Source organism: Pseudomonas sp. MIL9 (genome assembly GCF_016887925.1).
GTDB classification, from domain to species: domain Bacteria; phylum Pseudomonadota; class Gammaproteobacteria; order Pseudomonadales; family Pseudomonadaceae; genus Aquipseudomonas; species Aquipseudomonas mohnii.
Map to the genome: position 1 here is coordinate 84,766 of NZ_JAFEHE010000001.1, position 24,750 is coordinate 109,515.

General features: G+C 60.3%; 21 protein-coding genes. 20 read left to right on the top strand and 1 reads right to left on the bottom strand.

Annotated features, from left to right (window positions below; translation table 11 throughout):
• Nucleotides 1-32 precede the first annotated feature (32 nt).
• From JQF37_RS00375 to JQF37_RS00425, 11 genes are all read left to right on the top strand, one after another.
• Complete coding sequence (locus JQF37_RS00375; RefSeq protein ID WP_130209851.1) at nucleotides 33-1,121, top strand: polyamine ABC transporter substrate-binding protein; 1,089 nt, start codon at nucleotides 33-35, stop codon at nucleotides 1,119-1,121.
• The gene (locus tag JQF37_RS00380; protein WP_130209853.1) at nucleotides 1,118-2,419 is read left to right on the top strand and encodes an FAD-binding oxidoreductase; all 1,302 of its coding nucleotides are present in this window, start codon (nucleotides 1,118-1,120) and stop codon (nucleotides 2,417-2,419) included. Before JQF37_RS00375 ends, JQF37_RS00380 begins: the two co-directional genes overlap by 4 nt.
• 171 nt (nucleotides 2,420-2,590) lie before the next feature.
• Complete coding sequence (locus JQF37_RS00385) at nucleotides 2,591-3,187, top strand: paraquat-inducible protein A (RefSeq protein ID WP_130209855.1); 597 nt, start codon at nucleotides 2,591-2,593, stop codon at nucleotides 3,185-3,187.
• Nucleotides 3,184-3,840 carry a paraquat-inducible protein A gene (locus JQF37_RS00390; RefSeq protein ID WP_130209857.1) on the top strand — a complete coding sequence of 219 codons (657 nt, stop codon included), beginning with the start codon at nucleotides 3,184-3,186 and terminating at the stop codon, nucleotides 3,838-3,840. The genes JQF37_RS00385 and JQF37_RS00390 overlap by 4 nt, the downstream gene beginning before the upstream one ends.
• Complete coding sequence (locus JQF37_RS00395; RefSeq protein WP_130209859.1) at nucleotides 3,821-5,497, top strand: MlaD family protein; 1,677 nt, start codon at nucleotides 3,821-3,823, stop codon at nucleotides 5,495-5,497. The genes JQF37_RS00390 and JQF37_RS00395 overlap by 20 nt, the downstream gene beginning before the upstream one ends.
• A gap of 17 nt (nucleotides 5,498-5,514) precedes the next feature.
• Complete coding sequence (locus tag JQF37_RS00400) at nucleotides 5,515-6,060, top strand: PqiC family protein (RefSeq protein WP_130209861.1); 546 nt, start codon at nucleotides 5,515-5,517, stop codon at nucleotides 6,058-6,060.
• Nucleotides 6,061-6,449: 389 nt separating this feature from the next.
• Nucleotides 6,450-7,034, top strand: a complete 585-nt coding sequence (locus JQF37_RS00405; protein ID WP_343227657.1) for a histidine phosphatase family protein — start codon at nucleotides 6,450-6,452, stop codon at nucleotides 7,032-7,034.
• 221 nt (nucleotides 7,035-7,255) lie between these two features.
• Nucleotides 7,256-8,914 (top strand): lipid IV(A) 4-amino-4-deoxy-L-arabinosyltransferase, encoded by a 1,659-nt coding sequence (gene arnT / locus JQF37_RS00410; RefSeq protein ID WP_239142498.1) that lies wholly within the window; start codon nucleotides 7,256-7,258, stop codon nucleotides 8,912-8,914.
• A 312-nt stretch (nucleotides 8,915-9,226) separates the two neighbouring features.
• Nucleotides 9,227-10,240, top strand: a complete 1,014-nt coding sequence (locus JQF37_RS00415) for an iron ABC transporter substrate-binding protein (RefSeq protein ID WP_130209867.1) — start codon at nucleotides 9,227-9,229, stop codon at nucleotides 10,238-10,240.
• Between the two features lie 3 nt (nucleotides 10,241-10,243).
• Entirely contained in the window at nucleotides 10,244-11,842 is a 1,599-nt protein-coding gene (locus JQF37_RS00420; protein ID WP_130209907.1) for an iron ABC transporter permease, read from the top strand.
• The gene (locus JQF37_RS00425; protein ID WP_130209869.1) at nucleotides 11,839-12,903 is read left to right on the top strand and encodes an ABC transporter ATP-binding protein; all 1,065 of its coding nucleotides are present in this window, start codon (nucleotides 11,839-11,841) and stop codon (nucleotides 12,901-12,903) included. Before JQF37_RS00420 ends, JQF37_RS00425 begins: the two co-directional genes overlap by 4 nt.
• A gap of 16 nt (nucleotides 12,904-12,919) precedes the next feature.
• Here JQF37_RS00425 and JQF37_RS00430 read toward each other — a convergent pair whose 3' ends face one another.
• Nucleotides 12,920-13,858 (bottom strand): tyrosine-type recombinase/integrase, encoded by a 939-nt coding sequence (locus JQF37_RS00430; RefSeq protein WP_130209871.1) that lies wholly within the window; start codon nucleotides 13,856-13,858, stop codon nucleotides 12,920-12,922.
• Between the two features lie 380 nt (nucleotides 13,859-14,238).
• Between JQF37_RS00430 and arnB the strand changes: the two genes are divergently transcribed.
• Genes arnB through JQF37_RS00475 form a run of 9 tightly spaced genes read left to right on the top strand, consistent with a single transcriptional unit; the run spans nucleotide 14,239 to nucleotide 24,625 of the window.
• Nucleotides 14,239-15,387, top strand: a complete 1,149-nt coding sequence (arnB, locus tag JQF37_RS00435) for a UDP-4-amino-4-deoxy-L-arabinose aminotransferase (RefSeq protein WP_130209873.1) — start codon at nucleotides 14,239-14,241, stop codon at nucleotides 15,385-15,387.
• The gene (arnC, locus tag JQF37_RS00440; RefSeq protein WP_130209875.1) at nucleotides 15,384-16,403 is read left to right on the top strand and encodes an undecaprenyl-phosphate 4-deoxy-4-formamido-L-arabinose transferase; all 1,020 of its coding nucleotides are present in this window, start codon (nucleotides 15,384-15,386) and stop codon (nucleotides 16,401-16,403) included. The genes arnB and arnC overlap by 4 nt, the downstream gene beginning before the upstream one ends.
• Nucleotides 16,400-18,391 (top strand): bifunctional UDP-4-amino-4-deoxy-L-arabinose formyltransferase/UDP-glucuronic acid oxidase ArnA, encoded by a 1,992-nt coding sequence (arnA, locus tag JQF37_RS00445; RefSeq protein ID WP_090461941.1) that lies wholly within the window; start codon nucleotides 16,400-16,402, stop codon nucleotides 18,389-18,391. Before arnC ends, arnA begins: the two co-directional genes overlap by 4 nt.
• The gene (gene arnD, locus JQF37_RS00450) at nucleotides 18,391-19,275 is read left to right on the top strand and encodes a 4-deoxy-4-formamido-L-arabinose-phosphoundecaprenol deformylase (RefSeq protein ID WP_130209877.1); all 885 of its coding nucleotides are present in this window, start codon (nucleotides 18,391-18,393) and stop codon (nucleotides 19,273-19,275) included. Before arnA ends, arnD begins: the two co-directional genes overlap by 1 nt.
• Nucleotides 19,272-20,921 carry a lipid IV(A) 4-amino-4-deoxy-L-arabinosyltransferase gene (gene arnT, locus JQF37_RS00455; protein WP_130209879.1) on the top strand — a complete coding sequence of 550 codons (1,650 nt, stop codon included), beginning with the start codon at nucleotides 19,272-19,274 and terminating at the stop codon, nucleotides 20,919-20,921. The genes arnD and arnT (JQF37_RS00455) overlap by 4 nt, the downstream gene beginning before the upstream one ends.
• Nucleotides 20,918-21,262 carry a 4-amino-4-deoxy-L-arabinose-phosphoundecaprenol flippase subunit ArnE gene (arnE, locus tag JQF37_RS00460; protein WP_090461949.1) on the top strand — a complete coding sequence of 115 codons (345 nt, stop codon included), beginning with the start codon at nucleotides 20,918-20,920 and terminating at the stop codon, nucleotides 21,260-21,262. Before arnT (JQF37_RS00455) ends, arnE begins: the two co-directional genes overlap by 4 nt.
• Entirely contained in the window at nucleotides 21,259-21,660 is a 402-nt protein-coding gene (gene arnF, locus JQF37_RS00465) for a 4-amino-4-deoxy-L-arabinose-phosphoundecaprenol flippase subunit ArnF (RefSeq protein ID WP_130209881.1), read from the top strand. The genes arnE and arnF overlap by 4 nt, the downstream gene beginning before the upstream one ends.
• Nucleotides 21,657-23,042 (top strand): UDP-glucose/GDP-mannose dehydrogenase family protein, encoded by a 1,386-nt coding sequence (locus JQF37_RS00470; RefSeq protein WP_130209883.1) that lies wholly within the window; start codon nucleotides 21,657-21,659, stop codon nucleotides 23,040-23,042. The genes arnF and JQF37_RS00470 overlap by 4 nt, the downstream gene beginning before the upstream one ends.
• Nucleotides 23,042-24,625 carry a glycosyltransferase family 39 protein gene (locus JQF37_RS00475; RefSeq protein WP_223272712.1) on the top strand — a complete coding sequence of 528 codons (1,584 nt, stop codon included), beginning with the start codon at nucleotides 23,042-23,044 and terminating at the stop codon, nucleotides 24,623-24,625. Before JQF37_RS00470 ends, JQF37_RS00475 begins: the two co-directional genes overlap by 1 nt.
• Nucleotides 24,626-24,750: the final 125 nt, after the last annotated feature.

The following is a 24,750-nucleotide window of genomic DNA, read 5'->3' on the forward strand; positions in this document are numbered from 1 at the left end:
AAGAATCCAATAATTCCAAGAAAGGTGTCGATATGCGTCTATTGAAATCCGTGGTTCCGGTTGCGCTGGCGGTATTGTTCAGCGCCGTTGCCCAGGCTCAGCCACAGGTCAGCGTCTACAACTGGACCGACTACATCGGCGAGACCACCCTCGCCGACTTCCAGGCCAACACCGGGATCAAGGTGATCTATGACGTTTTTGACTCCAACGAAACCCTGGAGGGCAAACTGCTCGCCGGGCGGACCGGGTATGACGTGGTGGTGCCATCCAACCACTTCCTCGCCCGCCAGGTGAAGGCCGGCGCGTTCCTCAAGCTGGACCGCGAGCAACTGCCGAACTTCAAGAATCTCGACCCGAAGCTACTGGCGCTGCTGGAGAAAAACGATCCGGGTAACGCTCACTCGGTGCCGTACCTGTGGGGCACCAACGGCATCGGTTACAACGTCGACAAGGTCAAGCAGGTGCTGGGGATCGATCATATCGACTCCTGGGCCGTGCTGTTCGAACCGGAAAACATCAAGAAGCTCAGCCAGTGCGGCGTGTCGATCATGGACTCGGCGGATGAAGTGTTCCCGGCGGTGCTCAACTACATGGGCATGGACCCGCGCAGCGAAAACCCCGAGGACTACAAGAAAGCCGAAGCCAAGCTGTTGAGTATCCGTCCGTACGTCACCTACTTCCACTCCTCCAAGTACGTGTCGGACCTGGCCAACGGCGACATCTGCGTCGCGTTCGGTTACTCCGGTGATGTGTTCCAGGCCGCCAACCGGGCCAAGGAAGCCAAGAACAACGTGAACATCGCCTACGCCATTCCCAAGGAAGGCGCCAATTTGTGGTTCGACCTGCTGGCCATCCCGGCCGACGCCAGCAATCCGAAAGAAGCCCACACCTTCATCAATTACCTGCTCGATCCACAGGTGATCGCCAAGGTCAGCGCCTCGGTCGGCTACGCCAACCCGAACCCGCCCGCCAAGCAGTACATGGACGCCGAACTGGTGAACAATCCCGAGGTTTACCCCTCCCAGGCAGTGCTCGACAAACTGTACATTTCCACCACGCCTCCGCAGTCGATCATGCGTCTGATGACCCGTTCCTGGAGCAAAGTGAAGTCCAACCAATGAACCAGTACACCCAGGAACACACGCTCTCCTACTACGCCGTCTCGGCCAGGGACATGGCACCCCGGCCCGTGCTGGCCGGGGACCTGGTCGCCGATGTCTGTGTGATTGGCGGCGGCTTCACCGGCGTCAACACCGCCATCGAACTGGCCCAGCGCGGGCTCTCGGTGATCCTGCTGGAGGCCCGGCGGATCGGCTGGGGCGCCAGCGGGCGCAACGGTGGCCAGTTGATTCGCGGAATCGGCCATGACGTCAGCGGTTTCGCCCGGCACATCGGTGCCGACGGCGTGCGCTATCTGGAGCAGGCCGGTATCGAATCGGTGGCACTCGTGGGCCAGCGTATCCGCGAGCATGGCATCGACTGCGACCTGCGCTGGGGCTTTTGCGAACTGGCCAATACCCCGGCGCAGTTCGCCGGTCTGAAAGCCGAATACGCCGGGCTGAAGGAATCGGGTTACGCCCATGAAACCCGCCTGATCGAACCGGGGCAGATCCGTGAGCAGGTGGTGAACTCCGGTGTGTATGCCGGTGGTTTGGTGGACATGGGGTCGGGGCATTTGCACCCGCTGAACCTGGTGCTGGGCGAGGCGAAAGTCGCCGAGTCCCTGGGCGTGCGGATCTTCGAACAGAGCCCGGTGCTGGAATTGATCCATGGCAGTACCGTGCAGGTGCGCTGTGCCGGTGGCACGGTGCGCGCGGGTAGCCTGGTACTGGCCTGCAACGCTCACCTGGAAGAACTTGAGCCGAAACTCAGCGGCAAGGTGCTGCCGGCAGGCAGCTACATCATCGCCACCGAACCGTTGTCGGCAGAGCTCGCCTCACAACTGATTCCGCAAAACCTGGCCCTGTGCGACCAGAAAGTGGGCCTGGATTATTACCGGTTATCCGCCGACCGGCGCCTGCTGTTCGGCGGTGCTTGTCATTACTCGGGGCGCGATCCACGGGACATCTCGGCCTATATGCGTCCGCAGATGCTCAAGGTCTTCCCGCAATTGGCCAATGTGCGCATCGACTATCAATGGGGCGGCATGATCGGCATCACCGCCAATCGCTTCCCGCAGGTCGGGCGCTTGAGCCAGCATCCCAATGTGTTCTACGCCCAGGGTTATTCCGGTCATGGCCTGAACGTGACCCACTGGTGCGCCAGGTTGCTGGGTGAAGCCATTCACGCGGGTCACAGCCACGGCTTTGACGTGTTCAGCGCCGTGCCGCACATGACCTTCCCCGGCGGCCGCGTTCTGCGTTCGCCACTGCTGGCACTCGGCATGTTGTGGTATCGCCTGCGTGAAGTGCTGGGCTGAGGCTGGCCTCAAGAGATAAACCCACCCGGTGGCGAGCCCCCTCGCCACCGGTAGCCGGCTGATCAGGCCGCTTCATTCAGTCTTCAAATTGCCTTTCGATTTGCTCAATGGCCAGTCACTTCTATATTGAGGAGGTGCTCATTCATTCCTGCCTCCTGTCGAGCTTGGCCAATGGCGACGACTGCCCCACTGATCATTTGCGAGCACTGCGACTGTGTGTACGAGAAAGTCACGCTCGCCAAACACCAGAAAACCCTGTGCACCCGCTGCGGTGGGGTGCTGCAGCGCTATGACGGCTTGACGCTCCAGCAGCGTCTGGCATTGACCCTGACCGCGCTGATGCTGTGGGTTTTCGCCAATTTCTACCCGGTCATGAGCATCAGTCTCAAGGGCCTGAAAAACAGCGCGACGCTCTGGGATTCGGTCATGGCCCTGAGTCTGGGGCCCATCACGTTCATCGCCATGGTGGCGGCCATCGCCATGATCATCGCACCGATCTTTCAGCTGTTGCTGCTGATCTGGGTCCTCGGTTTCGCCCTCGCCGCCCGACGCTCGCCCGCTTTCAAGTTCTGCATGCGCTGGCTGGAAACCTTGCGGCCCTGGAGCATGCTGGAAGTCTGCTTGTTGGGGGCAATGGTCGCGGTGATCAAACTCGCCGGTTTTCTCGATGTGTTGCCGGGGATCGGCCTGTTTGCCCTGGCCATCCTCAGCCTGATGATGATCCGCATTGCCGGGCGCGACATTCGCGAACTCTGGGACATCCTATGACAACGCCTCCGGTGGCCCGTGAACTCGGCTTGTGCCTGTGTCACAGCTGCGGACTGGCTTGCGACATGACCCACGAGCCCCACGAATGCGAGCGCTGTGGCGCTCCGCTGCACCGACGCAAAACCAATTCGCTGACCCGCACCTGGGCCTACCTGATCACCTCCCTGGTGTTTTACATCCCGGCCAACTTGCTACCGGTGATGAACACCAAAATGGTTGGCCATGGCGCCGACAGCACCATCATGAGTGGCGTGCTGGAGTTCTGGGAGGCCGGTTCCTGGGACATCGCCCTGATCATTTTTATCGCCAGTATCGCGGTGCCCGGCGTCAAGTTCGTGGCCATTACGTTATTGCTGGTGACGGTGCAACGGGGCAGCCATTGGGCGCGCAAGGAGCGATCACAGCTGTACCGCTTCGTCGAGGTCATCGGTTACTGGTCCATGCTCGACGTGATAGTGGTGGCGCTGGTGGCCTCGCTGGTGAAGTTTCAAGCCCTGGCCGATATCGAACCGCGGCCCGGCATTCTGTTCTTTGGCCTGGTGGTGGTGTTCACCATGCTGTCGGCGATGAGTTTCGATCCGCGCCTGATCTGGGATGAAAAACCGCAAGCCCCACACAATGAGGAGATCACGGATGAAGCAACTAGCCACTGACGGGGCGCAGGTTCCCGGACCGGCACCGGTCAAGACCCGCCGCTTCAGCGTGTCACTGGTCTGGATCGTGCCGATTGTCGCGGTGTTGGTGGGCATTTCCCTGGTGGTGCACAGCATCCTGCAGGAGGGGCCGACCATCACCATCACCTTCAAGACCGGTGACGGCCTGACGGCGAACAAGACCGAGGTCAAATACCGCAACGTGGTGATCGGCCAAGTCTCGGACGTGGAACTGAGCAACGATCAGAAAAGCGTCAACGCGACCGTCAAACTGGCCAAGCAGGCGGAGAGTTTTACCCGCGAAGACTCAAAATTCTGGGTCGTGCGCCCGCGTATCGGCGCCGGCGGCGTGTCGGGCATCGATACCCTGTTGTCCGGGGATTACATTGGCGCCGATATCGGCCAGGCCAATGCCAGGGCGAAAAATTTCAAGGGCCTGGAAAACCCGCCCCCCATCACCTACGGCGAACCGGGCAAACGCTTCACCCTGCATACGGAGGACCTGGGGTCGCTGGATATTGGCTCTCCGGTGTACTACCGCAAGATCCCGGTCGGCCAGGTCGTGGCCTATGCCCTGGACCCTGACGGCAAGGGGGTGAACATCGACCTGTTCGTCCACGCCCCCAATGACCAGTACGTTACCGAGAACACCCGTTTCTGGAATGCCAGTGGCGTCGATGTGAACGTCGGCGCCAACGGCTTCGCGGTCAAGACCGAATCCTTGTCCGCCTTGCTGGTCGGCGGCATTGCCTTCCGTGCGCCTGAATACAGTCCCAACGACAAGCCGGCCGCGGAGGAATATACCTACGAATTGTTCGAGGACCAGCAAACCGCCCTGGCGCCACCCAATGGCAAGGCGCAATACCTCGCCCTGCGCTTCGATCAGGCTTTGCGCGGGCTCAAGGTTGATGCTCCGGTCGAATTCCAGGGCGTGGAGATTGGCAAGGTGGTCGGAGTCAATCTCGATTTCGACGCGCAAAAACGCAGTTTCCCGGTCAATGTCGGGATCGTGATCTATCCGCAACGCCTGGGTCCGGCTCATCAGAAAATGCTCAAGGCCATGAATCATGACCCCAACGATGAAGCCGGCGGTGTGCGGCTGATGGGTTCCTTCGTCGAAAACGGCCTGCGCGCCCAGGCACGCACCGGCAATCTGTTGACCGGCCAGTTGTACATCGCCCTGGACTTCTACCCGAAAGCGGAAAAAGTCACCTTCGATGCCAACGTGCGCCCGGTCATGATTCCGACGATTCCTGGCAACCTCGAACAACTGCAGGAAAAACTCGAAGCCATGGTCGCCAAGATCAATCAACTGCCGATCGAGCGCATTGCCAGCAATCTCGACAGCAACCTGGTCGAATTGCGCAAAAGCCTTGGACAGTTCAACGCCAAGACCTTGCCTGGCGTGTATAACACGCTCACGGACGTCAGCAAGACCCTGCAAACGGCCAACTCGACACTTCAATCGGCCCATTCCACCCTGGCCGATGATTCGCCACAACGGGAAAAACTGGACCAGACCCTGAACGAACTCGGGCGCACATCCCGTTCATTGCGTGATCTGGCGGACTACCTGGGACGGCATCCGGAATCCCTGATTCGCGGCCGCCCCGACAACGCCGCCCCGATTGATCTGCAAGGACCACCGAGCAAATGACCAGAGGAGCCTCACCCATGGTTTTTCCGCTGAAGATTACGTTGATCGCTGCGTTGGCAGTGCTCGCCGCCTGCCGCAGCGATCCGATTCAGTTCCACACCCTGACCCCGGCTCAATTGAGCACCCACTCGGGAACAACGACAGATATCCGGATTGAAAGCCTGGTCGTCCCGCCCCAGGTCGATCGTCCACAAATCGTCGTGCGCGAGGGCAATACGGGCATGGCGATCCTCGAAACCCAGTGGTGGGGGGCGAGCCTGGTGGATGAGTTGCGCAGTGCCCTGGCCGATCAGATGGTCAACAGCAATCCGCAACGCAAACTTTCGGTGCGCCTGGAAGTACAGCGTTTTGATTCGATCCCCGGCCAATACGGGCTCATCGATGTGAAATGGCGTCTGCGCAACGGCGAGGAGATTCTGATGACCTGCCACAGTACGTTACAGACCCCTTCCGGGCCATCCATCGATGAACTGGTGGCAGCACAACAGAACAACGTTAAACGCCTCGCTACGCTGATCAGCCAGGCCGCCTCGAGCACGCGCTCGAGTTGTCCGTCAGCCTGATCACCTTGCACAGGCTCGGTGCTCAACGGTAACTGGATCGCCGTTGAGCCGGGTGATCTACGCCCAGCTCGACTGTGTCTCAAGCCCCGGTAAAAGATAAGAGTTACCAATAACAAACAAAGTTATCCGTTCGCGCATCGTTGCGTTTTTTTCACATTCATTTCACCCCCCCGACACCTGCACGGATTTAGTTTTCACCGCGACTAAATCGCCCTCTTGGTTATGAGGCAATCATTCGGCGCCGTTTGAATCCTGTCATTAACAGCACATTCAAATGCGCCTCCGCAGGTAGAAAGAACTTGATCAACAGCTTTTCGCACAAAGGGTCTCAGCACCCCGTTCAGGCAAAGCGCCTGCTCAAACCGTTGCTGACACTCAGTGGTGTGCTGTTGGTTGCCGCGCTGGTGACCGGTTTTGTCTGGTGGCAAAAATCGCCGGTCAATCTGGTGGACGCCGGAACGCAAGTCAGGACTCAACTGTTGCAGGTATGGGCGGCTGGCGAGGTGGTGGTCCTGGTGCGCCATGCTGAACGCTGTGACCGCTCAACCAACCCTTGCCTGGGGCCGGCTGATGGCATCACCCGCCTGGGCAGTGAAGCGGCCAAGGCCGTCGGGCAAGGCTTTCCGGGCCTGGGGATGACGCAGGCCGATGTCCTTTCCAGCCCGCTGACCCGCACGATGCAAACCGCACATTACATGTTTGGAAAAGACGCGCAGGCCCAGGATTGGCTAGCCACTTGTGGCAGTACCCTGCGCAATGACGTCGTGGCGCACAAGCGTGTCGGACACAATCTGGTACTGGTGACGCACAGCGGATGCATCAGCGATTTTGAAACCCAGACCGGCTTCAAACATGCCGCTACCAGTGAATATGGCAGTTCATTGTTCGTGCACATCGCGACCGATGGAGAGCTTCAGATAGTCGGCATTGTCAAGGCAGAAGACTGGCACTTGCTGTCTAATCAAAAACACTGAAACAACCATCAGGCTTAGTTAAGAGTGCACTTGTGAGCGCACTCCCTTTTATTGAGTTTTCGCTGAAACTAAATGACACGTAATCAATTCGGCACCGTCGGCCAACAACCTGAAACTGCCCATACTTGCAGGCAACTTCCGAGTACCAAGGACGAGCAATGACGCACCACCCTTCCTTACCCCGATCTGTTGACGGCTTGCCCCGTAACGCCTCCCGGCCAATGCTTTTCAGTGAGCGCTGGATCCTGTGTGCCCTGGCTGTGGCGTTCGTGGCGTTCTACCTGCGGCCACTGATGACCCATGGCTTGTGGATTCCCGATGAAACCCGCTATGCCCAGATCAGCCAGGAAATGTTGCTGAGCGGTAATTGGGTCTCACCGCACTTCATGGGTATCCGTTACTTCGAAAAACCCATTGCCGGTTACTGGATGATCGCCATCGGGCAAGCGGTGTTTGGCGACAACCTCTTCGGGGTACGGATCGCCTCGGCGGTGAGTACCGGCCTGAGCGTCTGGCTGGTTTACCTGATCAGCCGCCGACTCTGGAACGATCCGCGCAAAAGTTTTGCCTGCGCGCTGTTTTACATGAGTTTCGGGCTGATCGCCGGCCAGTCCGGCTACGCCAACCTGGACCCGCAGTTTACGTTCTGGGTCAACTTGAGCCTGGTCATGCTGTGGTTCGGCATCGACAGTCGTACGAGCCGTGGTCGGCTGGGGGCCTGGGCATTGCTGGGCTTTGCCTGCGGCATGGGCTTCATGACCAAAGGGTTTCTCGCCTGGTTGTTGCCGGCGCTGATCGCCCTGCCCTATACGCTCTGGCAGCGCCGTTTCAAGGAAATGTTGGGCTACGGCTCGCTGGCGGTGCTCGTTGCGATCATCGTCTGCCTGCCCTGGGTGCTTGCCATCCACCATCAAGAACCGGATTTCTGGAACTTCTTCTTCTGGAACGAGCACGTGCGCCGGTTCGCCGCCGATAACGCACAACACGCTCGTCCCTGGTGGTTCTACCTGCCAATGATGGTGGTCTCGAGCCTGCCGTGGGCGGCGTTGTTGCCAACGACCTTCATCCAGGCCTGGAAGAACAAGCGCCAACCGGTCTTTGCTTTTCTCCTGCTCTGGCTGTTGTTGCCATTGGCCGTGTTCAGCATGTGCAGCGGCAAGCTGCCGACCTACCTCATGCCGTGCCTGTTGCCCCTGGCATTGTTGATGGGACATGCCGTGACCGAGTTGCTGGCCCAAGCGCGAGGCCGGACGATTCGCATTAACGGCTGGCTCAATGTCGTCATTGCCACCGGCGCCTTGCTGGCTTTGCTCTATCTTCAGGCGACCAGGGAAATCTACGCGAACACCGAGATGTTCAACCTGTCCATGGTGTACATCGTGCTGGTTGGCTGGATCATCGCCAACGCCCTGCAGATCCTGCGTCCCCTGGAACTTTGGGCGATGCCGGCACTTGGCATCTGGCTGCTGGTCGCGCTGCTGCCGGCCGCCATGCCGAGCCAGATTGTCGACAGCAAAATGCCCGACCGGTTTATCGCCGAGCACCTGGACAGCCTGAAGCAGACCACGTCATTGCTCAGCAATGACCTGGGGGCGGCCTCGGCGCTGTCCTGGCTGATGAAACGCCCACAGGTCGATCTCTACAACATTGCCGGCGAGTTGAAATACGGCCTCAGCGACCCGGCCATGGCTTCGCGCATAGTCACCAAGTTAGACGTCGGGCAGTGGATGACCGAGGCGCGCAAAAAGGGTTCGGTCGGCGTGGTGATGCGCGTCAACAGTGTCGATGAGATTCAGGAAGTCGAATTACTGCCCATCGACGGCCAGCGTTTTCAGCGCGGCAACCTGGAAGTTCTGATCTTCCCACAAAGCCAGCCCTGACGGCGATTGATGTGGAAAACCGAGACCCTCGACGGGTTCTCGGTTTTTTTTGCGTCAGGGGTGCACTGGTTTTTCGGGTCCAGGGCAACGCTGCGCGAGCCCTTTGCGCAGAAGCCCGCGCTTGAGCCGTTACTGGCCTTCGCTGAAGCGTCAAATGACGGGAATTAACGATTTTTTTGACGTTTTTTTCTCATTCTCCGCACTACATTCGCCCGCCAAACATGCAAATGATTCCTATTGAACTACACTGAGCGACGTCCTATCCTCGTCAACTCTACGTGTTCGATTCTTAAAAGCCGGAGCTGCCCCCGCATGATTTCCCGTTTGCCGTCATTCCTGAAAAAAGCCCTGCTGGCCACCGCCCTGGTGAGTGCTGGCCACGTGTATGCAGCCGACAGCGTCGGTATTGTGGTTTATAACGCGCAGCACGAAGGTCTGACCAAGGCATGGGTCGAAGGCTTTACCCAGGAAACCGGTATTCCCGTCACCTTGCGTAACGGTGATGACACCGAGATGGGCAATCAGATCGTGCAGGAAGGCGCCGCGTCGCCAGCCGATGTGTTCCTGACTGAAAACTCTCCCGCCATGGTCCTGGTCGATAACGCGGGTCTGTTCGCCCCGGTCGACAAAACCACCCTGGACCAAGTCGACTCCGCCTACCGCCCGGCCCACGGCAAATGGGTCGGGATCGCCGCTCGCTCTACCGTATTCGTCTACAACCCGAGCAAGCTGCCGGAAACACAGCTTCCGAAATCGATCATGGACCTCGCGGCGCCAGCCTGGAAAGGCCGCTGGGCCGCATCGCCGGGCGGGGCCGATTTCCAGGCCATCGTCGCTGCCATCCTGGAGCAGAAAGGCGAAGCCGCGACCCTCGAATGGCTCAAGGCAATGAAAACCAATTTCACCGCCTACCGGGGCAACAGCTCGGTGCTCAAGGCGGTCAATGCCGGGCAGATCGACAGCGGCGTGATCTACCACTATTACAGTCTGGTCGATCAATCCAAGACCGGTGAGAACAGCAAGAACACCGCCCTGCACTACTTCAAACACAAGGATCCGGGTGCCTTTGTCAGCATCTCGGGCGGCGGCGTCCTCGCCTCCAGCCAACACAAGGAACAAGCCCAGGCATTCCTCAAGTACGTGACAGGCAAGGAAGGCCAGGACACGCTCAAGAACGGCACTTCGTTTGAATACGCCGTGGGCAAGAACGCTCAATCCAACCCAAAACTGGTGCCTTTGCAGCAGCTTGACGCGCCAACTGTCGATGCTTCCAAACTCGACAGCAAGAAAGCCGTGGAGCTCATGACTCAGGCCGGACTACTTTAATTGTTGCCTGAAACCCTGCCGGCAGGTATCGCCGAGGCGATACCTGCCCACCTGCGTCGTCGATCACGCGGCCGGTTCGCGAGCCGTGGCGGCGCGTGGGTCATCGGCCTGTCGGTGCTGGTTTCCCTGCTGGCGTTGCTCCCCATTGCGTTCGTCATCGGCGTTTATCTGCAGACCGGCTGGTCCACCCTGGTGCCACTGGTGTTTCGGCCGCGCGTCGGTGAATTGCTGGTCAACACCGTGTTGCTGGTCGTTATCACCATTCCTTTGTGTATTGCACTGGGGGTGGCGCTGGCATGGCTGACAGAACGCACGAATTTGCCGGGGCGACGCTGGTGGTCGTTGCTGGCCACCGCGCCGCTGGCGGTGCCGGCCTTCGTTCACAGTTATGCCTGGGTCAGCCTGGTGCCACCGATTCACGGGCTGTTCGCCGGCGTGCTGGTGTCGGTCATCGCCTACTTCCCGTTTCTTTACCTGCCGGTGGCCGCGACGCTGCGCCGACTCGACCCGGCCATCGAAGATGTTTCCGAGTCCCTCGGGCTCAAGCCCTGGGCAGTGTTTTTCCGCGTGGTGCTGCCGCAATTGCGCCTGGCCATTTGCGGCGGTGCCTTGCTGGTCGGCTTGCACCTGCTGGCCGAGTACGGCCTGTACGCGATGATCCGCTTCGACACCTTCACCACTGCGATCTTCGATCAGTTCAAGTCCACCTTCAACGGGCCAGCCGCCAACCTGCTGGCCGGCATACTGGCCCTGTGTTGCCTGGCGATGCTGACCGCAGAATCGGCGGCGCGCGGCAATGCGCGTTACGCCCGTGTCGGGTCAGGCAGTGCCCGGGAGCAACGGGTGGTGCAACTGAGCGCGCCTTTGAAGGCACTTGCGCTGGCCTTGCAGATCATCACTTGTGTCCTGGCCTTGGGCGTACCGTTGTTCACCCTGGGTAAATGGTTGATGGCCGGCGGCACCCAGGTCTGGGACTTGCCCGAGCTACTTCCGGCCCTGGAGCAGACGCTGCTGTTGGGCGTGGCGGGGGCGGCGCTGACCACCTGCGCCGCGATTCCGATTGCCTGGCTGTCGATTCGCTCACCGGGCCGCCTGCAACGGCTGCTGGAAGGTTGCAACTACATCACCAGTTCGCTGCCTGGGATCGTCGTGGCACTGGCATTGGTGACGGCGACCATCCACTTTGCCCGGCCGATTTACCAGACCACCGTTACGGTGTTGCTGGCTTACCTGCTGATGTTCCTGCCTCGCGCCCTGGTGAGCCTGCGTGCCGGTATCGCCCAGGCGCCGGTTGAACTGGAAAACATGGCTCGCAGTCTGGGCCGCTCGCCTGCCCAGGCCCTGTGGCTGATCACCCTGCGCCTGGCCGCTCCGGGTGCTGCAGCGGGTGCCGCGCTGGTGTTCCTGGCGATCACCAATGAACTGACCGCCACCCTGCTGCTCGCCCCCAACGGCACGCGCACGCTGGCGACCGGGTTCTGGGCCATGACCAGCGAAATCGATTACGCCGCCGCAGCGCCCTACGCGCTGCTGATGATTGTCCTGTCGCTGCCGCTGACCGGGCTCCTTTATCACCAATCCAAGAAAACGGCTGGCCGATGAACGCTCTAGAACTGCATTCGATCTCTAAATCCTACGGTTCCCACCGGGCCCTGGATAACGTCAGCCTGTCGGTGCCGACTGGCAGCCGCACGGTGATTGTCGGCCCGTCGGGATCGGGCAAAACCACGTTGCTGCGGATGATCGCCGGCTTCGAATTTCCCGATACCGGCCGCCTTTCGCTCAACGGCCAGACGCTTGTCGATAGCACCCATGAGGTGCCGGCGCACCAACGCCTGATTGGCTATGTCCCACAGGACGGCGCCTTGTTTCCGCACATGACCGTGGCCGCCAATATCGGCTTCGGGCTGGCCAGCAAGGGCCGCGAACGGCAAGAACGCATCGCTGAATTGATGGACAGCGTTGCCCTTGACGCGCGCATGGCTGACCGCTGGCCCCATGAGCTGTCCGGTGGACAGCAACAACGGGTGGCGCTGGCGCGTGCCCTCGCCCAGCAACCACGGCTGATGCTGCTGGACGAACCGTTTTCGGCACTCGATACCGGCTTGCGCGCCGCCATGCGCAAACTGGTCGCGCGATTGCTGGCGGACGCCGGCGTGACCACCATTCTGGTCACCCATGACCAGAGCGAAGCCTTGTCCTTCGCCGATCAATTGGCGGTCATGCGTAATGGGCGGTTGGTGCAGTCCGGGCATCCCCTCGACCTTTACCGGTATCCCGAGGATGAAGAGACCGCGCTGTTTCTCGGTGACGCCGTGGTCATGCCCGCCCGAATCGAGGCTGGCTGGGCCCATTGCGATCTGGGTCGGATTCCGGTCAACAACCACCGCAACAACAACTCGGCGCAGATCATGCTGCGGCCCGAGCAATTGCAGCTGGCCAGCATCGCGCCCAACACGACAGAGGTTGCCGGTTGCAACGCGGTGGTGACCGAGCGGGATTTCAGCGGCAACACCTGCACCCTGACCGTGGAGCTGCAATCCTTGAACGCCGGCGACGCGCCAGGTCGATCACTGCTGGTACGCAGCTCCGGCATGTACGCGCCACCGACTGGCAGTACCGTTCAGGTCTCGACCATCGGTCACGCCCATGTCCTGAGCTGACCGTTCACCCTTCCCTTCAAAGGTCGAAGCGATCTACCGCCCGGCGCCGCTCATTGTCATCACGCACATCGTAATTGGCCGTGGTCTGGATGTTGCTGTGGTGGGCGAGCTTCTGGGCGATCGACAAGTCGTGCTCCTCGATGACCCGGGTGATGAACGAGCGGCGGAAATCGTGGGGCATGATCTTCACCCCCACCTGGGCGCCCCGCTGGCGGGCGATGTAATAGATCGCATGCTTGGTAATGCGCTCACGGGTGATGTGGCTGCCGCGCCGTATGCGGTTGAACAGAAAGGTGTCGTCGGCCTCGCCTTCCTTCAACTGTGATCGGCGCAGCTCCAGCCAGGCGTCAAGTTTGGCGAAGGCCCAGGCCGGGGCGTATTTGATTAACTGTTTATTGCCTTTGGCGGTGACCCGAAGGCTGCGTTCAGTGAAATCGACCTGATTCAAGTCCAGGTTCACCGATTCCGATTTGCGCATTCCCGAGCCGTACAGAATCCCGATGATCGCCGCGTCACGCAGGCCCTGCGGTCGCGGATCAGCGGCGCACACTTCCATCAGTTCCTGGATCAGCGTCCGGCGAAGATTGCGTCCCTGGGACAGGCGCGTGCCCGCGATCCCCTTGACCGAACGCATTTTCAGCAAGTGCTCCTGGCTGATCAGACTCATGCGCCACGCCTCGTTCATCACACCGCGTACCGCATTGACGTACAGCGACGAGGTATTCGGTGCGTATCCATCGGCGCGCAGGGTGGCGACCAGCGCAATCACATCTTCTGGTTGCAGTTGATGCCAAGGGATCTCTTCGATGTTCACGTCTTCGAAGTCCAGACGATCGGCAGCGTCCTGCAGGACGTAGCGCATGGTCAATTGGCTGGACGGCGCCAGTCGCGCCAGATACAGCGTCAGTGGATTGGTCTTGGGAATATTCGAGTCAACAACAGGTAAGTCAATCAAACGAAACGGCCTTGAATGAAAACAATTCAACGAAACAACTAAGGGTGGAAAACAGACCATATACAGCGCCATATTTATGTAAGACTTTTCTGTTAAAAGCAGCGAGAAACCGTAAAAGTCTGAACAGTCGCTTAATGGCTTTTGGATAAACGATTCGCCGACCGTTTTTTCATGTTCCTTTCACAAAATCGGGCATACCCTCATGCGGCTCCGGCGACCCTCGGCATTTTCCCAACTTGCCGATCGTTGTAGGAAAAGTCAACGGACGGTATTTCTCATCAATTTCAAGTAACTGGTTGATGTGTTTTTGCGTCTAGACTGCGACCGGATCCATTTTTCTAGCCTCAACGGCTACACTCTTTTTCAGCCAAGAGGTGCGCATGAGTCAGGCTCTTCTTCCCTTCTCCCGCCCGAGTATCGGCGAAGAGGAAATTGCCGCGGTAGAACAAGTCCTGCGCTCGGGCTGGATTACCACGGGGCCAAAAAACCAGGCGCTGGAAGAACACTTCGCCAATTATGTCGGTTGCCGTCATGCCGTGGCACTGTCCTCGGCCACGGGTGGAATGCATATCACTCTATTGGCACTGGGCATCGGCCCGGGCGATGAAGTCATTACGCCCTCGCAGACCTGGGTGTCCACCGCCAACATGATCAGCCTGTTGGGTGCGACTCCCGTTTTCGTTGACGTCGACCGTGACACACTGATGAGTGACGTGGCGAGCATCGAGGCGGCAATCACCCCGCGCACCAAAGCCATCATTCCCGTGCACTACGCCGGCGCGGCATTCGATCTCGATCCGTTGTATGCACTGGCCGACAAGCACGGCATCACCGTGATCGAAGACGCCGCCCACGCGGCGGGTACGCGGTATAAAGGTCGCCACGTCGGCTCCACAGGCACCGCGATTTTTTCGTTCCACGCCATCAAGAACATGACCTGTGCCGAAGGCGCAATGTTCGTGACCGACGATGAAGCCCTGGCCACGCGGGTACGCATGCTCAAGTTCCATGGCCTCGGTGTCGACGCTTACGACCGCCTGACCCATGGCCGCAAGCCCCAGGCGCAAGTCATGGAGCCGGGATTCAAGTACAACCTGGCCGACATCAATGCCGCCATCGCGCTGGTCCAACTGGAACGGCTGGACGAGATCAACGCCAAACGCACGCTGCTGGCCAACACCTACCTGAAACGCCTGGAAGGTCTGCCGGTGCAACCGCTGGCCATTCCTGCCCATGCCCAGCAACACGCCTGGCACCTGTTCATCCTGCGTATCGACGCCGAGCGCTGCGGCCTCGACCGCGAAGCGTTCATGAAAGCTCTGCAGGAACAGAACATCGGCACCGGCATTCACTTCATCGCGACACACCTGCATATTTGGTATCGCCAGCGTTACCCTGACCTGTACCTGCCCAATACCGAATGGAACTCGGCCCGACTGTGTTCGATCCCGCTGTTCCCCGACATGACCACCGATGACGTCGAGCGCGTTGTCGGCGCCATAGAAAACTGCCTGGACACACGCCTGTGAGACCTTACCCAATCAACTTCGTTTCGATCGTGATTCCGGTCTACAACGAAGAAGAAAGCCTGCCGGAATTGCTGCGCCGTACTGAAGCGGCCTGCGAGCAATTGCACCACCCCTACGAGATCGTACTGGTCGACGACGGCAGTCGCGATGACTCCGCGCATCTTCTGGAACAGGCCGCCTCCCGCCCCGACAGCCCGGTAGTGGCGGTCATTCTCAACCGCAACTACGGCCAGCACGCGGCGATCATGGCCGGTTTCGAGCAGTGCAAGGGCGACGTGGTGATTACCCTCGACGCCGACCTGCAAAACCCGCCTGAAGAAATTCCGCGCCTGGTGGCCCAGGCTGAACTGGGCTACGACGTCGTCGCCACCGTGCGCAACAACCGTCAGGACTCGGCCTTGCGCCGTTGGCCATCGAAACTGATCAACCTCGCCGTGCAACGCTCCACCGGCGTGGCCATGAGCGACTATGGCTGCATGTTGCGCGCCTACCGACGCACCATCGTCGACGCCATGCTGGCCTGCCGCGAGCGCAGCACCTTTATCCCGATCCTGGCCAACAGCTTCGCCCGTCACACCACGGAAATCCTGGTGAACCACGCCGAGCGCGAACACGGCGATTCCAAATACAGCCCCATGCGCCTGATCAACCTGATGTTCGATCTGGTGACCTGCATGACCACCACGCCGCTGCGCCTGCTGAGCATCGTCGGCTTCGCCATGGCGGGCCTCGGCGTACTCTTCGCCTTCGCCCTGATCGTGTTGCGTCTGGCATTCGGAGCCGGCTGGGCCGGCGGTGGCACCTTTGTCCTGTTTGCCGTGCTGTTCGTGTTCACCGGCGGGCAATTCATTGGCATGGGCCTGCTGGGCGAATACCTGGGCCGCATGTACAGCGATGTCCGTGCCCGCCCGCGTTTCTTTATCGAAAAGGTGCTGCGTAGCCAGCCTGCCTCTCCTGTTTCCGTTGCCACCATCGATGGCCTCACCTCCACTTCTTCTGATCGGGTTCACCCATGAGCGCAAAAGCCGTTGTCTTCGCCTATCACGATATCGGTTGTGCCGGTATTGAAGCACTGCTCGCCAGCGGTATCGAAATCGCCGCCGTCTTCACCCACGCCGATGATCCCAAGGAAAACGCCTTCTACGGCTCCGTTGCGCAACTGTGTGCGAGCAAAGGCATTACCGTTCACGCACCGGAAGACGCCAACCATCCGCTGTGGATCGAACGTATCAGCAAGCTCGACCCTGACTACCTGTTCTCGTTCTACTACCGCAACCTGTTGAGCGAGCCATTGTTGGCCACCGCACGCAAAGGTGCGTTCAACCTGCATGGCTCGTTGCTGCCAAGCTACCGTGGCCGCGCGCCGGCCAACTGGGTGCTGGTCAATGGCGAAACCGAAACTGGCGTGACCCTGCATCGCATGGTCAAGCGCGCCGACGCAGGTGCGATCCTTGCCCAGCGCGCCGTTTCGATCGAACGCAGCGACACCGCGCTGAGCCTGCACGGCAAATTGCGCCTGGCTGCCACCGACCTGCTGCGCGACACCCTGCCGCTGCTGCTGCAAGGCAAAGTCACTGAAACCCCGCAGGATGAATCCAAGGCCAGCGTTTTCGGTCGCCGCACACCAGCCGACGGCAAGCTGGTCTGGCAAAAACCGGCGGAAGAACTGTTCAACCTGGTTCGGGCCGTTACCCAGCCTTATCCAGGCGCGTTCTGCGCGGTGGGCGAGCACAAGCTGATTGTCTGGAGTGCCGAAGTGGCCAAGGGCAATGAAGGCCAGGCTCCGGGCCGAGTGATCAGTGTCGATCCGCTGCGCATTGCCTGTGGCGAAGACTCGCTGGTGATCACCGCCGGCCAGCGCAACGACAACGGCCTGTACCTGAGCGGCCCGCAACTGGCCAACGAGTTGGGCCTGGTGGACGGTTCCGTGCTGCGCGGTGCCGAGTCCGGTCGCGCGCCGCGTCGCACCCGCGTGCTGATCCTGGGCGTCAACGGTTTCATCGGCAACCACCTGTCCGAGCGTCTGCTGCGTGATGATCGCTACGAGGTTTATGGCCTGGACATCGGTTCCGACGCCATCGACCGTCTGCGCAGCCATCCGAACTTCCACTTCGTCGAAGGCGACATCAGCATTCACTCCGAGTGGATCGAATACCACATCAAGAAGTGCGACGTGGTCCTGCCGCTGGTGGCCATTGCCACCCCGATCGAATACACCCGCAACCCGCTGCGCGTGTTCGAACTGGACTTCGAGGAAAACCTGAAGCTGGTGCGCTACTGCGTCAAGTACAACAAGCGCGTGATCTTCCCGTCGACGTCGGAAGTCTATGGCATGTGCCAGGACAAGAACTTCGACGAAGACGCCTCGAACCTGATCGTTGGCCCGATCAACAAGCAACGCTGGATCTACTCGGTCTCCAAGCAGCTGCTGGACCGCGTGATCTGGGCTTACGGCGCCAAAGGCCTGAATTTCACCCTGTTCCGTCCATTCAACTGGATGGGCCCGCGTCTGGACCGTCTGGATTCGGCACGTATCGGCAGCTCCCGCGCCATCACCCAGCTGATCCTCAACCTGGTGGAAGGTACGCCGATTCGCCTGTTCGACGGCGGCGAGCAGAAACGCTGCTTCACTGACATTGCCGACGGCGTCGAAGCGCTGGCGCGGATCATCGACAACGATAACGATGTCTGCAACGGTCAGATCATCAACATCGGCAACCCGGACAACGAAGCCAGCATCCGTCAACTGGGCGAAGAGCTGCTGCGTCAGTTCGAAGCTCACCCGCTGCGCGACAACTTCCCGCCTTTCGCCGGTTTCCGCGACGTGGAAAGCAAGGCGTTCTACGGTGCCGGTTACCAGGACGTGGAACACCGCAAGCCAAGCATCGCCAACGCCAAGCGCCTGTTGAACTGGGAGCCGACCGTGGAAATGCGCGAAACCATCGGCAACACCCTGGACTTCTTCCTGCGCGAAGCCATGCTCGAAATCGCGGACAAGCGCTGATGCAGGCAGGCCTACGCATCGATGTCGACACTTACCGAGGCACCCGTGAAGGGGTGCCCCGGCTGCTGGAAATGCTGGACGAGGCACAGGTCAAGGCGACGTTTTTCTTCAGCGTCGGCCCGGACAACATGGGGCGCCACTTGTGGCGCCTCATCCGTCCACAATTTCTCTGGAAAATGCTCCGCTCAAACGCGGCCGGCCTCTATGGCTGGGACATCCTGCTGGCCGGCACTGCATGGCCGGGCAAACCGATCGGTCGCGATCTCGGGCACCTGATGCGTCAAGCCCGTGACGCCGGCCATGAAGTCGGCCTGCATGCCTGGGATCACCATGGCTGGCAGGCCAATGCCGGACGCTGGAGCGACGCACAATTGATCGAGCAGATTCGTCGTGGTGTGGACACCCTCAGCGACATCCTCGGGGCAAAGATCGAGTGTTCGGCCGCCGCCGGCTGGCGTGCGGATGAGCGCGTGATCGAGGCCAAGCAGCGCTTCGGCTTTCGCTATAACAGCGATTGTCGCGGTCAGAGCCTGTTCCAGCCGAAACTGGCCGATGGACGTCTGGGTGCGCCACAAATCCCCGTGGATCTGCCGACCTTTGACGAAGTGGTCGGTCCGAACGTCGCCGCCAAAGACTTCAACAGTTTTATCCTTGACCGGTTCACACCGGAAAAACTCAATGTCTACACGATACATGCCGAAGTAGAAGGGATTCTGATGGCCAATGATTTCCGCCAACTGCTGAGCGATGCTCGGCAGCGAGGCATTCACTTTCAACCCTTGGGCGATCTGCTGCCCGACACCCCTGACAGTTTGCCGACCGGTCGCGTGGTGCGCGGCACACTCGAAGGTCGCGAAGGCTGGCTGGGAGTGCAAGACGCATGAGCAAACGCTGGGCATTCCCGCTATTGCTGGCCCTTGTGGCGCTGGCTTACCTGCTGCCTCTGGGAACCCACGGCCTGTGGATTCCCGATGAAACCCGCTACGCCCAGATCAGCCAGAACATGCTGCTGAGCGGCAACTGGGTGTCGCCGCATTTCATGAACGTGCGCTATTTCGAAAAACCGGTTGCCGGCTACTGGATGATTGCCATTGGCCAGGCGCTGTTCGGTCAAAACCTGTTCGGTGTGCGTTTCGCCTCGGCGCTGAGTACGGCCTTGAGCGTACTGCTGTGCTACCTGATCGCCCGGCGGATGTGGAACGAGCCGCGCAAGAGTTTCGCCTGTGCGCTGTTGTACATGAGCCTCACGGTGATCGCCGGCCAGGCCGGATACGCCAACCTCGACCCGCAATTCACCTTCTGGGTCAACCTGAGCCTGGTTGCCTTGTGGTTTGCTGTCGATAGCACGAGCCGCGGTCAACGTCTGATCGCCTGGGCAGTGCTGGGGCTGGCGTGTGGCATGGGTTTCATGACCAAGGGTTTTCTCGCCTGGCTGTTGCCGGTGCTGATCGCCCTGCCCTGGATGCTCTGGCAAAAGCGCTGGCGCGAGTTGCTGGTCTACGGCCCGGTGGCGATTGTCGTGGCCGTGGTCGTCAGCCTGCCGTGGGCCTTGGCGGTACATGCGCAGGAGCCCGACTACTGGCGGTTCTTCTTCTGGCACGAACATATCCGCCGCTTCGCCGGGGAAGACGCCCAGCATGATGCGCCATGGTGGTACTACCTGCCGTTGCTGGTGGGGTTCAGCCTGCCGTGGGTGGCGTTGCTGCCGCCGGCGCTGAAACAGGCGTGGCAGACCCGTCGCCAGACCAACATTGCGTTTCTGTTGCTGTGGCTGTGGATGCCGCTGATCTTTTTCAGCCTCAGTAAAGGCAAGCTGCCGGCTTACATCCTGCCGTGCCTGCTGCCGTTGGCCCTACTGCTGGGTCACACCCTGGCCGATCGCCTGAAACTGGAGCAAGGCCGGATCCTCGGTATCAATGGGATTCTCAACCTTGCACTGGGCGTGATCGCCCTGCTCGCCCTGGTCTACCTGCAGCTTAAAAAGCCGCTGTACGACCATGAACTGCACAACCTGGTGCTGGTGTTTATCGGTCTGATCGGCTGGATCATGGCCAACCTGCTGCAAGCCTTCAGGCCACTGCAATGCTGGGGGGCGCCGGCCTTTGGCAGCCTGCTGCTGATCGGCCTGCTGCCGGCCGGCCTGCCCAACTCGGTGGTCGCCAACAAGACGCCTGATCAGTTCATCCTCGATCACGCGCAGGAGCTCAGCCAGAGCACCAGTTTGCTGAGCAATGACCTGGGAGCGGCTTCGGCCCTGGCCTGGCGAACGAAGCGCCCGGACGTGTCTTTCTACAACACGGTCGGCGAATTGAAGTATGGCCTTGCCTACCCTGATTCGTTGAAGCAGCGCGTCAACTCCGATCAGATCCAGCAATGGATGCTCGAAGCCCGTCAACAAGGCTCGGTCGGTGTGGTGATGCGGGTCAAAGGTGACGACGAACTGCACGAGCTCGAACAATTGCCCAAGGAAGGCAAGCGTTATGAGCAAGGCAATCTGGTCATTTTGATTATTCCTCAGGCCGCGCCATGAGCCTGATTCTGCTGCTGCTCGCTTGCCTGCTGACGTGCCTGGGCCAGGTTGCCCAGAAATACGCCGTGGAAAGCTGGCGCGGGCAACCCTCGAGCTGGGCGCAGAAACTGCGCTCGCCGTGGCTGTGGCTGGCGCTCGTCTCGCTCGGGCTGGGCTTGCTGGTCTGGTTGCTGGTGCTGCAGCGCCTCGAAGTGGGCATCGCCTACCCGATGTTGAGCCTCAATTTCGTGCTGATCACCCTGGTCGCACGCTTCGTTTTCCACGAAACCATCGACCGCCGTCACTGGCTGGGTGTAGCCCTGGTGATCGGTGGCGTGGCACTGCTGGGACAACACGCATGAACCCGCGTCGCGGAATCACCTTCGCCCTGGGCAGCGTGCTGCTGGTCAGTGCGGCGCAGTTGGGCATGCGCTGGAGCATGAGCCACCTGCCGTCGCCTGAACAATGGCTCAGCGCCCCGATCGACCTGGCAGCCGTCGCCGTGGTGCTGGCCGCCGTCCTTGCCTATGCCCTTTCAATGCTCAGTTGGCTCCTCGCCCTGCGTGACCTGCCCCTGGGCCGGGCCTACTCGCTGCTGAGCATCAGCTACGCACTGGTGTACCTGTTGGCCGCCAGCCTGCCGCTGTTTCACGAAGATTTCAGCCTTTCAAAAAGCCTTGGCGTCGCCCTGGTCATCCTGGGCGTCATCACCATTAATTCTCGACCTGCAAGTGCGCCCGAACGTAGGAGTGCCCCATGAAAATCAGTGTGTTTGGTAGCGGTTATGTTGGCTTGGTGCAAGCCGTTGTCCTGGCGGAAGTCGGCCACGACGTGGTCTGCATGGATATTGACGAGAAAAAAGTCAAGTTGCTGCAACAAGGTCATGTGAGCATTTTCGAACCGGGGCTTGCCAGCCTGGTGCGCGAAGGCCTGGACGCCAAACGGTTGCAGTTCACCAGCGATGAACAGTTCGCGGTACAGCACGGCCAGGTATTGTTCATCGCGGTCGGCACACCGTCCCGCGAGGATGGCTCGGCGGATCTGCGTTACGTCTTGTCCGTCGGCGACGCCGTGGCGCGGCACCGCGAACAACCGCTGATTCTGGTGGAGAAATCCACTGTACCGGTCGGCACAGGCGATACCCTGCGTGCACACATCGAACAATGCCTGGCCAAGGACGGGCGTTCTCTGCAGTTCGATATCGTCTCCAACCCGGAGTTCTTGAAGGAAGGCTCGGCCGTGTCCGATTGCCGGCGTCCGGACCGTATCATCATCGGCTGCGAGCGCGATGAAGTGCGCGATGTGATGCGCGACCTGTATGCCCCTTTCAACCGCAACCATGACCGGATCATGTTCATGGACCTGCGCAGTGCCGAGCTGACCAAGTACGCCGCCAACTGCATGCTGGCGACCAAGATCAGCTTCATCAACCAGATCGCCGAACTGGCCGAACACCTGGGCGCCGACATCGAATCGGTTCGTCTGGGCATCGGCGCCGACTCCCGTATTGGCTACCACTTCATCTACCCTGGTTGCGGCTATGGCGGTTCGTGCTTCCCCAAAGACATGCGCGCCCTGATTCACAGTGCCGAAGAGGCCCACTGCTCCAACGATCTGTTGCAAGCGGTGGAAGCCATCAATGAACGGCAGAAACACAAGCTGTTCGAACGCATCAACGCGTTCTACAAGGGCGATCTGAAGGGCAAGACCTTTGCTCTCTGGGGCCTGGCATTCAAACCCAACACCGACGACATGCGGGATGCGCCGAGCCGGGTCCTGCTGGAATCGCTTTGGGCCGCTGGCGCCAACGTGCGTGCGTTCGACCCCGAAGCGATGCAGGAAACCCAGAAGCTGTATCCCGATGAAGCGAAGCTGATGCTGATGGGCACGCCGGAATCGGTGCTGACCGGTGCTGATGCGCTGATCATCTGCACCGAGTGGCAGCAATTCAAGGCACCGGATTTCGACCTGATCCGCCAGCGTCTCATTGCCCCGGTGATTTTCGACGGACGCAACCTGTACGACACCGAGCGCCTCGCCCGTGGCGGCTTCCTGTACTTCCCGATGGGCCGTGGCGAATCGCGCAAGTTGCCAATCCCGCATCAACAATGGCCGTCCGACCCACTCGACGCCTCAGCGTAATGTCGCTGTCCATCCGCCAACAGTCCTGCGTCGTGGGACTGTTGGCCCTGCTGTTGTTCATCGCCGGGGTATACCAGCAAGCGCCAATCGGTTTCGATTCGCGCTTCGTGCTGTTTGCCCAGGAGATGCTGCGACACGGGCCGTCGTTTTTCCCTACCACCTATGGTCAGCCCTACGCTGACTACCTGGGGCTTTCGACGCTGTTCATCTGGCTGACGGCCCTGCCGTTCGGCCAGGTCACCAGCCTCAGTGCCTGGTTGCCAAGCGCCATCGCCGGGGCGGTCGTCGTCACGCTGATGTACCGTCTGGTCGCACCTGTTTCCAGCCGATGGGCGTTGCTGAGCATCGCCCTGATGTTGCTGACCAACACCTTCATCACCGAAGCGCGCGCGGTTTCCCAGGACTTGATGCTCGCGGCGGTGGCATTTGCCGTGTTTTACCTGGGCTACGCCGCCGATCACTTCTCGGCACCCCGTCGATGGCTACTGATCTTCGCCTTGTTGCTGTTGGGTTTCGGCCTGCGCGGGCCGATCGGGTTGGTGATTCCCACCGGCATGCTGTGCAGTTATTTCCTGCTCAATCGCCAATGGCAGCGGTTTTTCGGCTTCGGCGTGACGGCCGCTGTATTGCTGGGCCTGTGTGTCGGCACGCTACTGTGGATGGCCAAAGCCAGCGCGGGTCCGGTCTTCATGCAGGACGTGATTCGCATGCAGTTCATGGGGCGCATGGACGGTAGCGAAGGCGTCAGCGGCTCGCTCTACTACTTCACCAGTTCGATGGGCAACTATGCGCTGGCCTATCCCCTGGCGCTGCTGGCATTGCTGGCACTGGCCCTGAACAAACCGCGCGACACCGGGCCGGCACTTCGATTGCTGCAGTATTGCGCTGCAGCCGGGTTGATCGTGATGCTCGGGCTTTCGATTCCCCAGGCGAAAAAAGCCCGCTACCTGCTGCCGATACTGCCCTTTGTGGCGATCATCGCGGCCTATCCCTTTGCCGTGGCCCAGGGTCGGGTGTTCAGTTGGCTACGCGGCTTGATGCAAGGCCTGTGGCTGCTGATGCCGGCGTTGTTCATCGGCGGACTGCTGGTGGCCCAACGACGGCTTGATCAACACTTGCCCAACCTTGCTACGGTGTTGGTGATCCTTGGGGTGTTACAAGTGCTTGCACTGGCGATCCTTGCCAAACCGCACTGGCGCCCGCAGACCCTGGCCGTTTGTTCGGTCCTGGCGTTGTGGTCGGTATACATCCTGGTGTTTGAACCGCTCGAACAGCAGATGTACGACACCCGGACTTTCAGTCGTGCGTCCTTTGCACAGGTGCAAAAAGACCCGGCGCCGCTGGTGCTGCATGCCTTGGGCAAGGACGCCAAGGCCATCAAGTTCATGGTCAATATCGAGCAGGACCTGCAACCGGTGTTCACCGAGTCGGCTCAAGAGCTGGACGCGCTCCAGGGGCCCTTGTGGTTGATGATGGACGCCAAGGACTACAACGCCCTGCACGGCACCCCCTGGGGCGCTTTGCCACCCGTACTGAGCGGGCGTTTCGACAAGAACGACTTCGTTCTGCTGCATCGCCCCTGATAGAAGGACCGAAGTCACGGGGCGCGATCGGATGACCTTTCACCGCAAACTGTTGAAGATCGAGCTTGTTCTTCAACAGCTTGCGGTGACGTGCTAAACAGGAGGCTTACCGCACCTGCTTTCGA

Bases quoted from the DNA above. Each gene is read 5' to 3' on its own strand.
- JQF37_RS00375 (WP_130209851.1), top strand. From the start codon at position 33: ATGCGTCTATTGAAATCCGTGGTTCCGGTTGCGCTGGCGGTATTGTTC.
- JQF37_RS00380 (WP_130209853.1), top strand. From the start codon at position 1,118: ATGAACCAGTACACCCAGGAACACACGCTCTCCTACTACGCCGTCTCG.
- JQF37_RS00385 (WP_130209855.1), top strand. From the start codon at position 2,591: ATGGCGACGACTGCCCCACTGATCATTTGCGAGCACTGCGACTGTGTG.
- JQF37_RS00390 (WP_130209857.1), top strand. From the start codon at position 3,184: ATGACAACGCCTCCGGTGGCCCGTGAACTCGGCTTGTGCCTGTGTCAC.
- JQF37_RS00395 (WP_130209859.1), top strand. From the start codon at position 3,821: ATGAAGCAACTAGCCACTGACGGGGCGCAGGTTCCCGGACCGGCACCG.
- JQF37_RS00400 (WP_130209861.1), top strand. From the start codon at position 5,515: ATGGTTTTTCCGCTGAAGATTACGTTGATCGCTGCGTTGGCAGTGCTC.
- arnT (WP_239142498.1), top strand. From the start codon at position 7,256: ATGCTTTTCAGTGAGCGCTGGATCCTGTGTGCCCTGGCTGTGGCGTTC.
- JQF37_RS00415 (WP_130209867.1), top strand. From the start codon at position 9,227: ATGATTTCCCGTTTGCCGTCATTCCTGAAAAAAGCCCTGCTGGCCACC.
- JQF37_RS00425 (WP_130209869.1), top strand. From the start codon at position 11,839: ATGAACGCTCTAGAACTGCATTCGATCTCTAAATCCTACGGTTCCCAC.
- arnB (WP_130209873.1), top strand. From the start codon at position 14,239: ATGAGTCAGGCTCTTCTTCCCTTCTCCCGCCCGAGTATCGGCGAAGAG.
- arnA (WP_090461941.1), top strand. From the start codon at position 16,400: ATGAGCGCAAAAGCCGTTGTCTTCGCCTATCACGATATCGGTTGTGCC.
- arnD (WP_130209877.1), top strand. From the start codon at position 18,391: ATGCAGGCAGGCCTACGCATCGATGTCGACACTTACCGAGGCACCCGT.
- arnT (WP_130209879.1), top strand. From the start codon at position 19,272: ATGAGCAAACGCTGGGCATTCCCGCTATTGCTGGCCCTTGTGGCGCTG.
- arnE (WP_090461949.1), top strand. From the start codon at position 20,918: ATGAGCCTGATTCTGCTGCTGCTCGCTTGCCTGCTGACGTGCCTGGGC.
- arnF (WP_130209881.1), top strand. From the start codon at position 21,259: ATGAACCCGCGTCGCGGAATCACCTTCGCCCTGGGCAGCGTGCTGCTG.
- JQF37_RS00470 (WP_130209883.1), top strand. From the start codon at position 21,657: ATGAAAATCAGTGTGTTTGGTAGCGGTTATGTTGGCTTGGTGCAAGCC.
- JQF37_RS00475 (WP_223272712.1), top strand. From the start codon at position 23,042: ATGTCGCTGTCCATCCGCCAACAGTCCTGCGTCGTGGGACTGTTGGCC.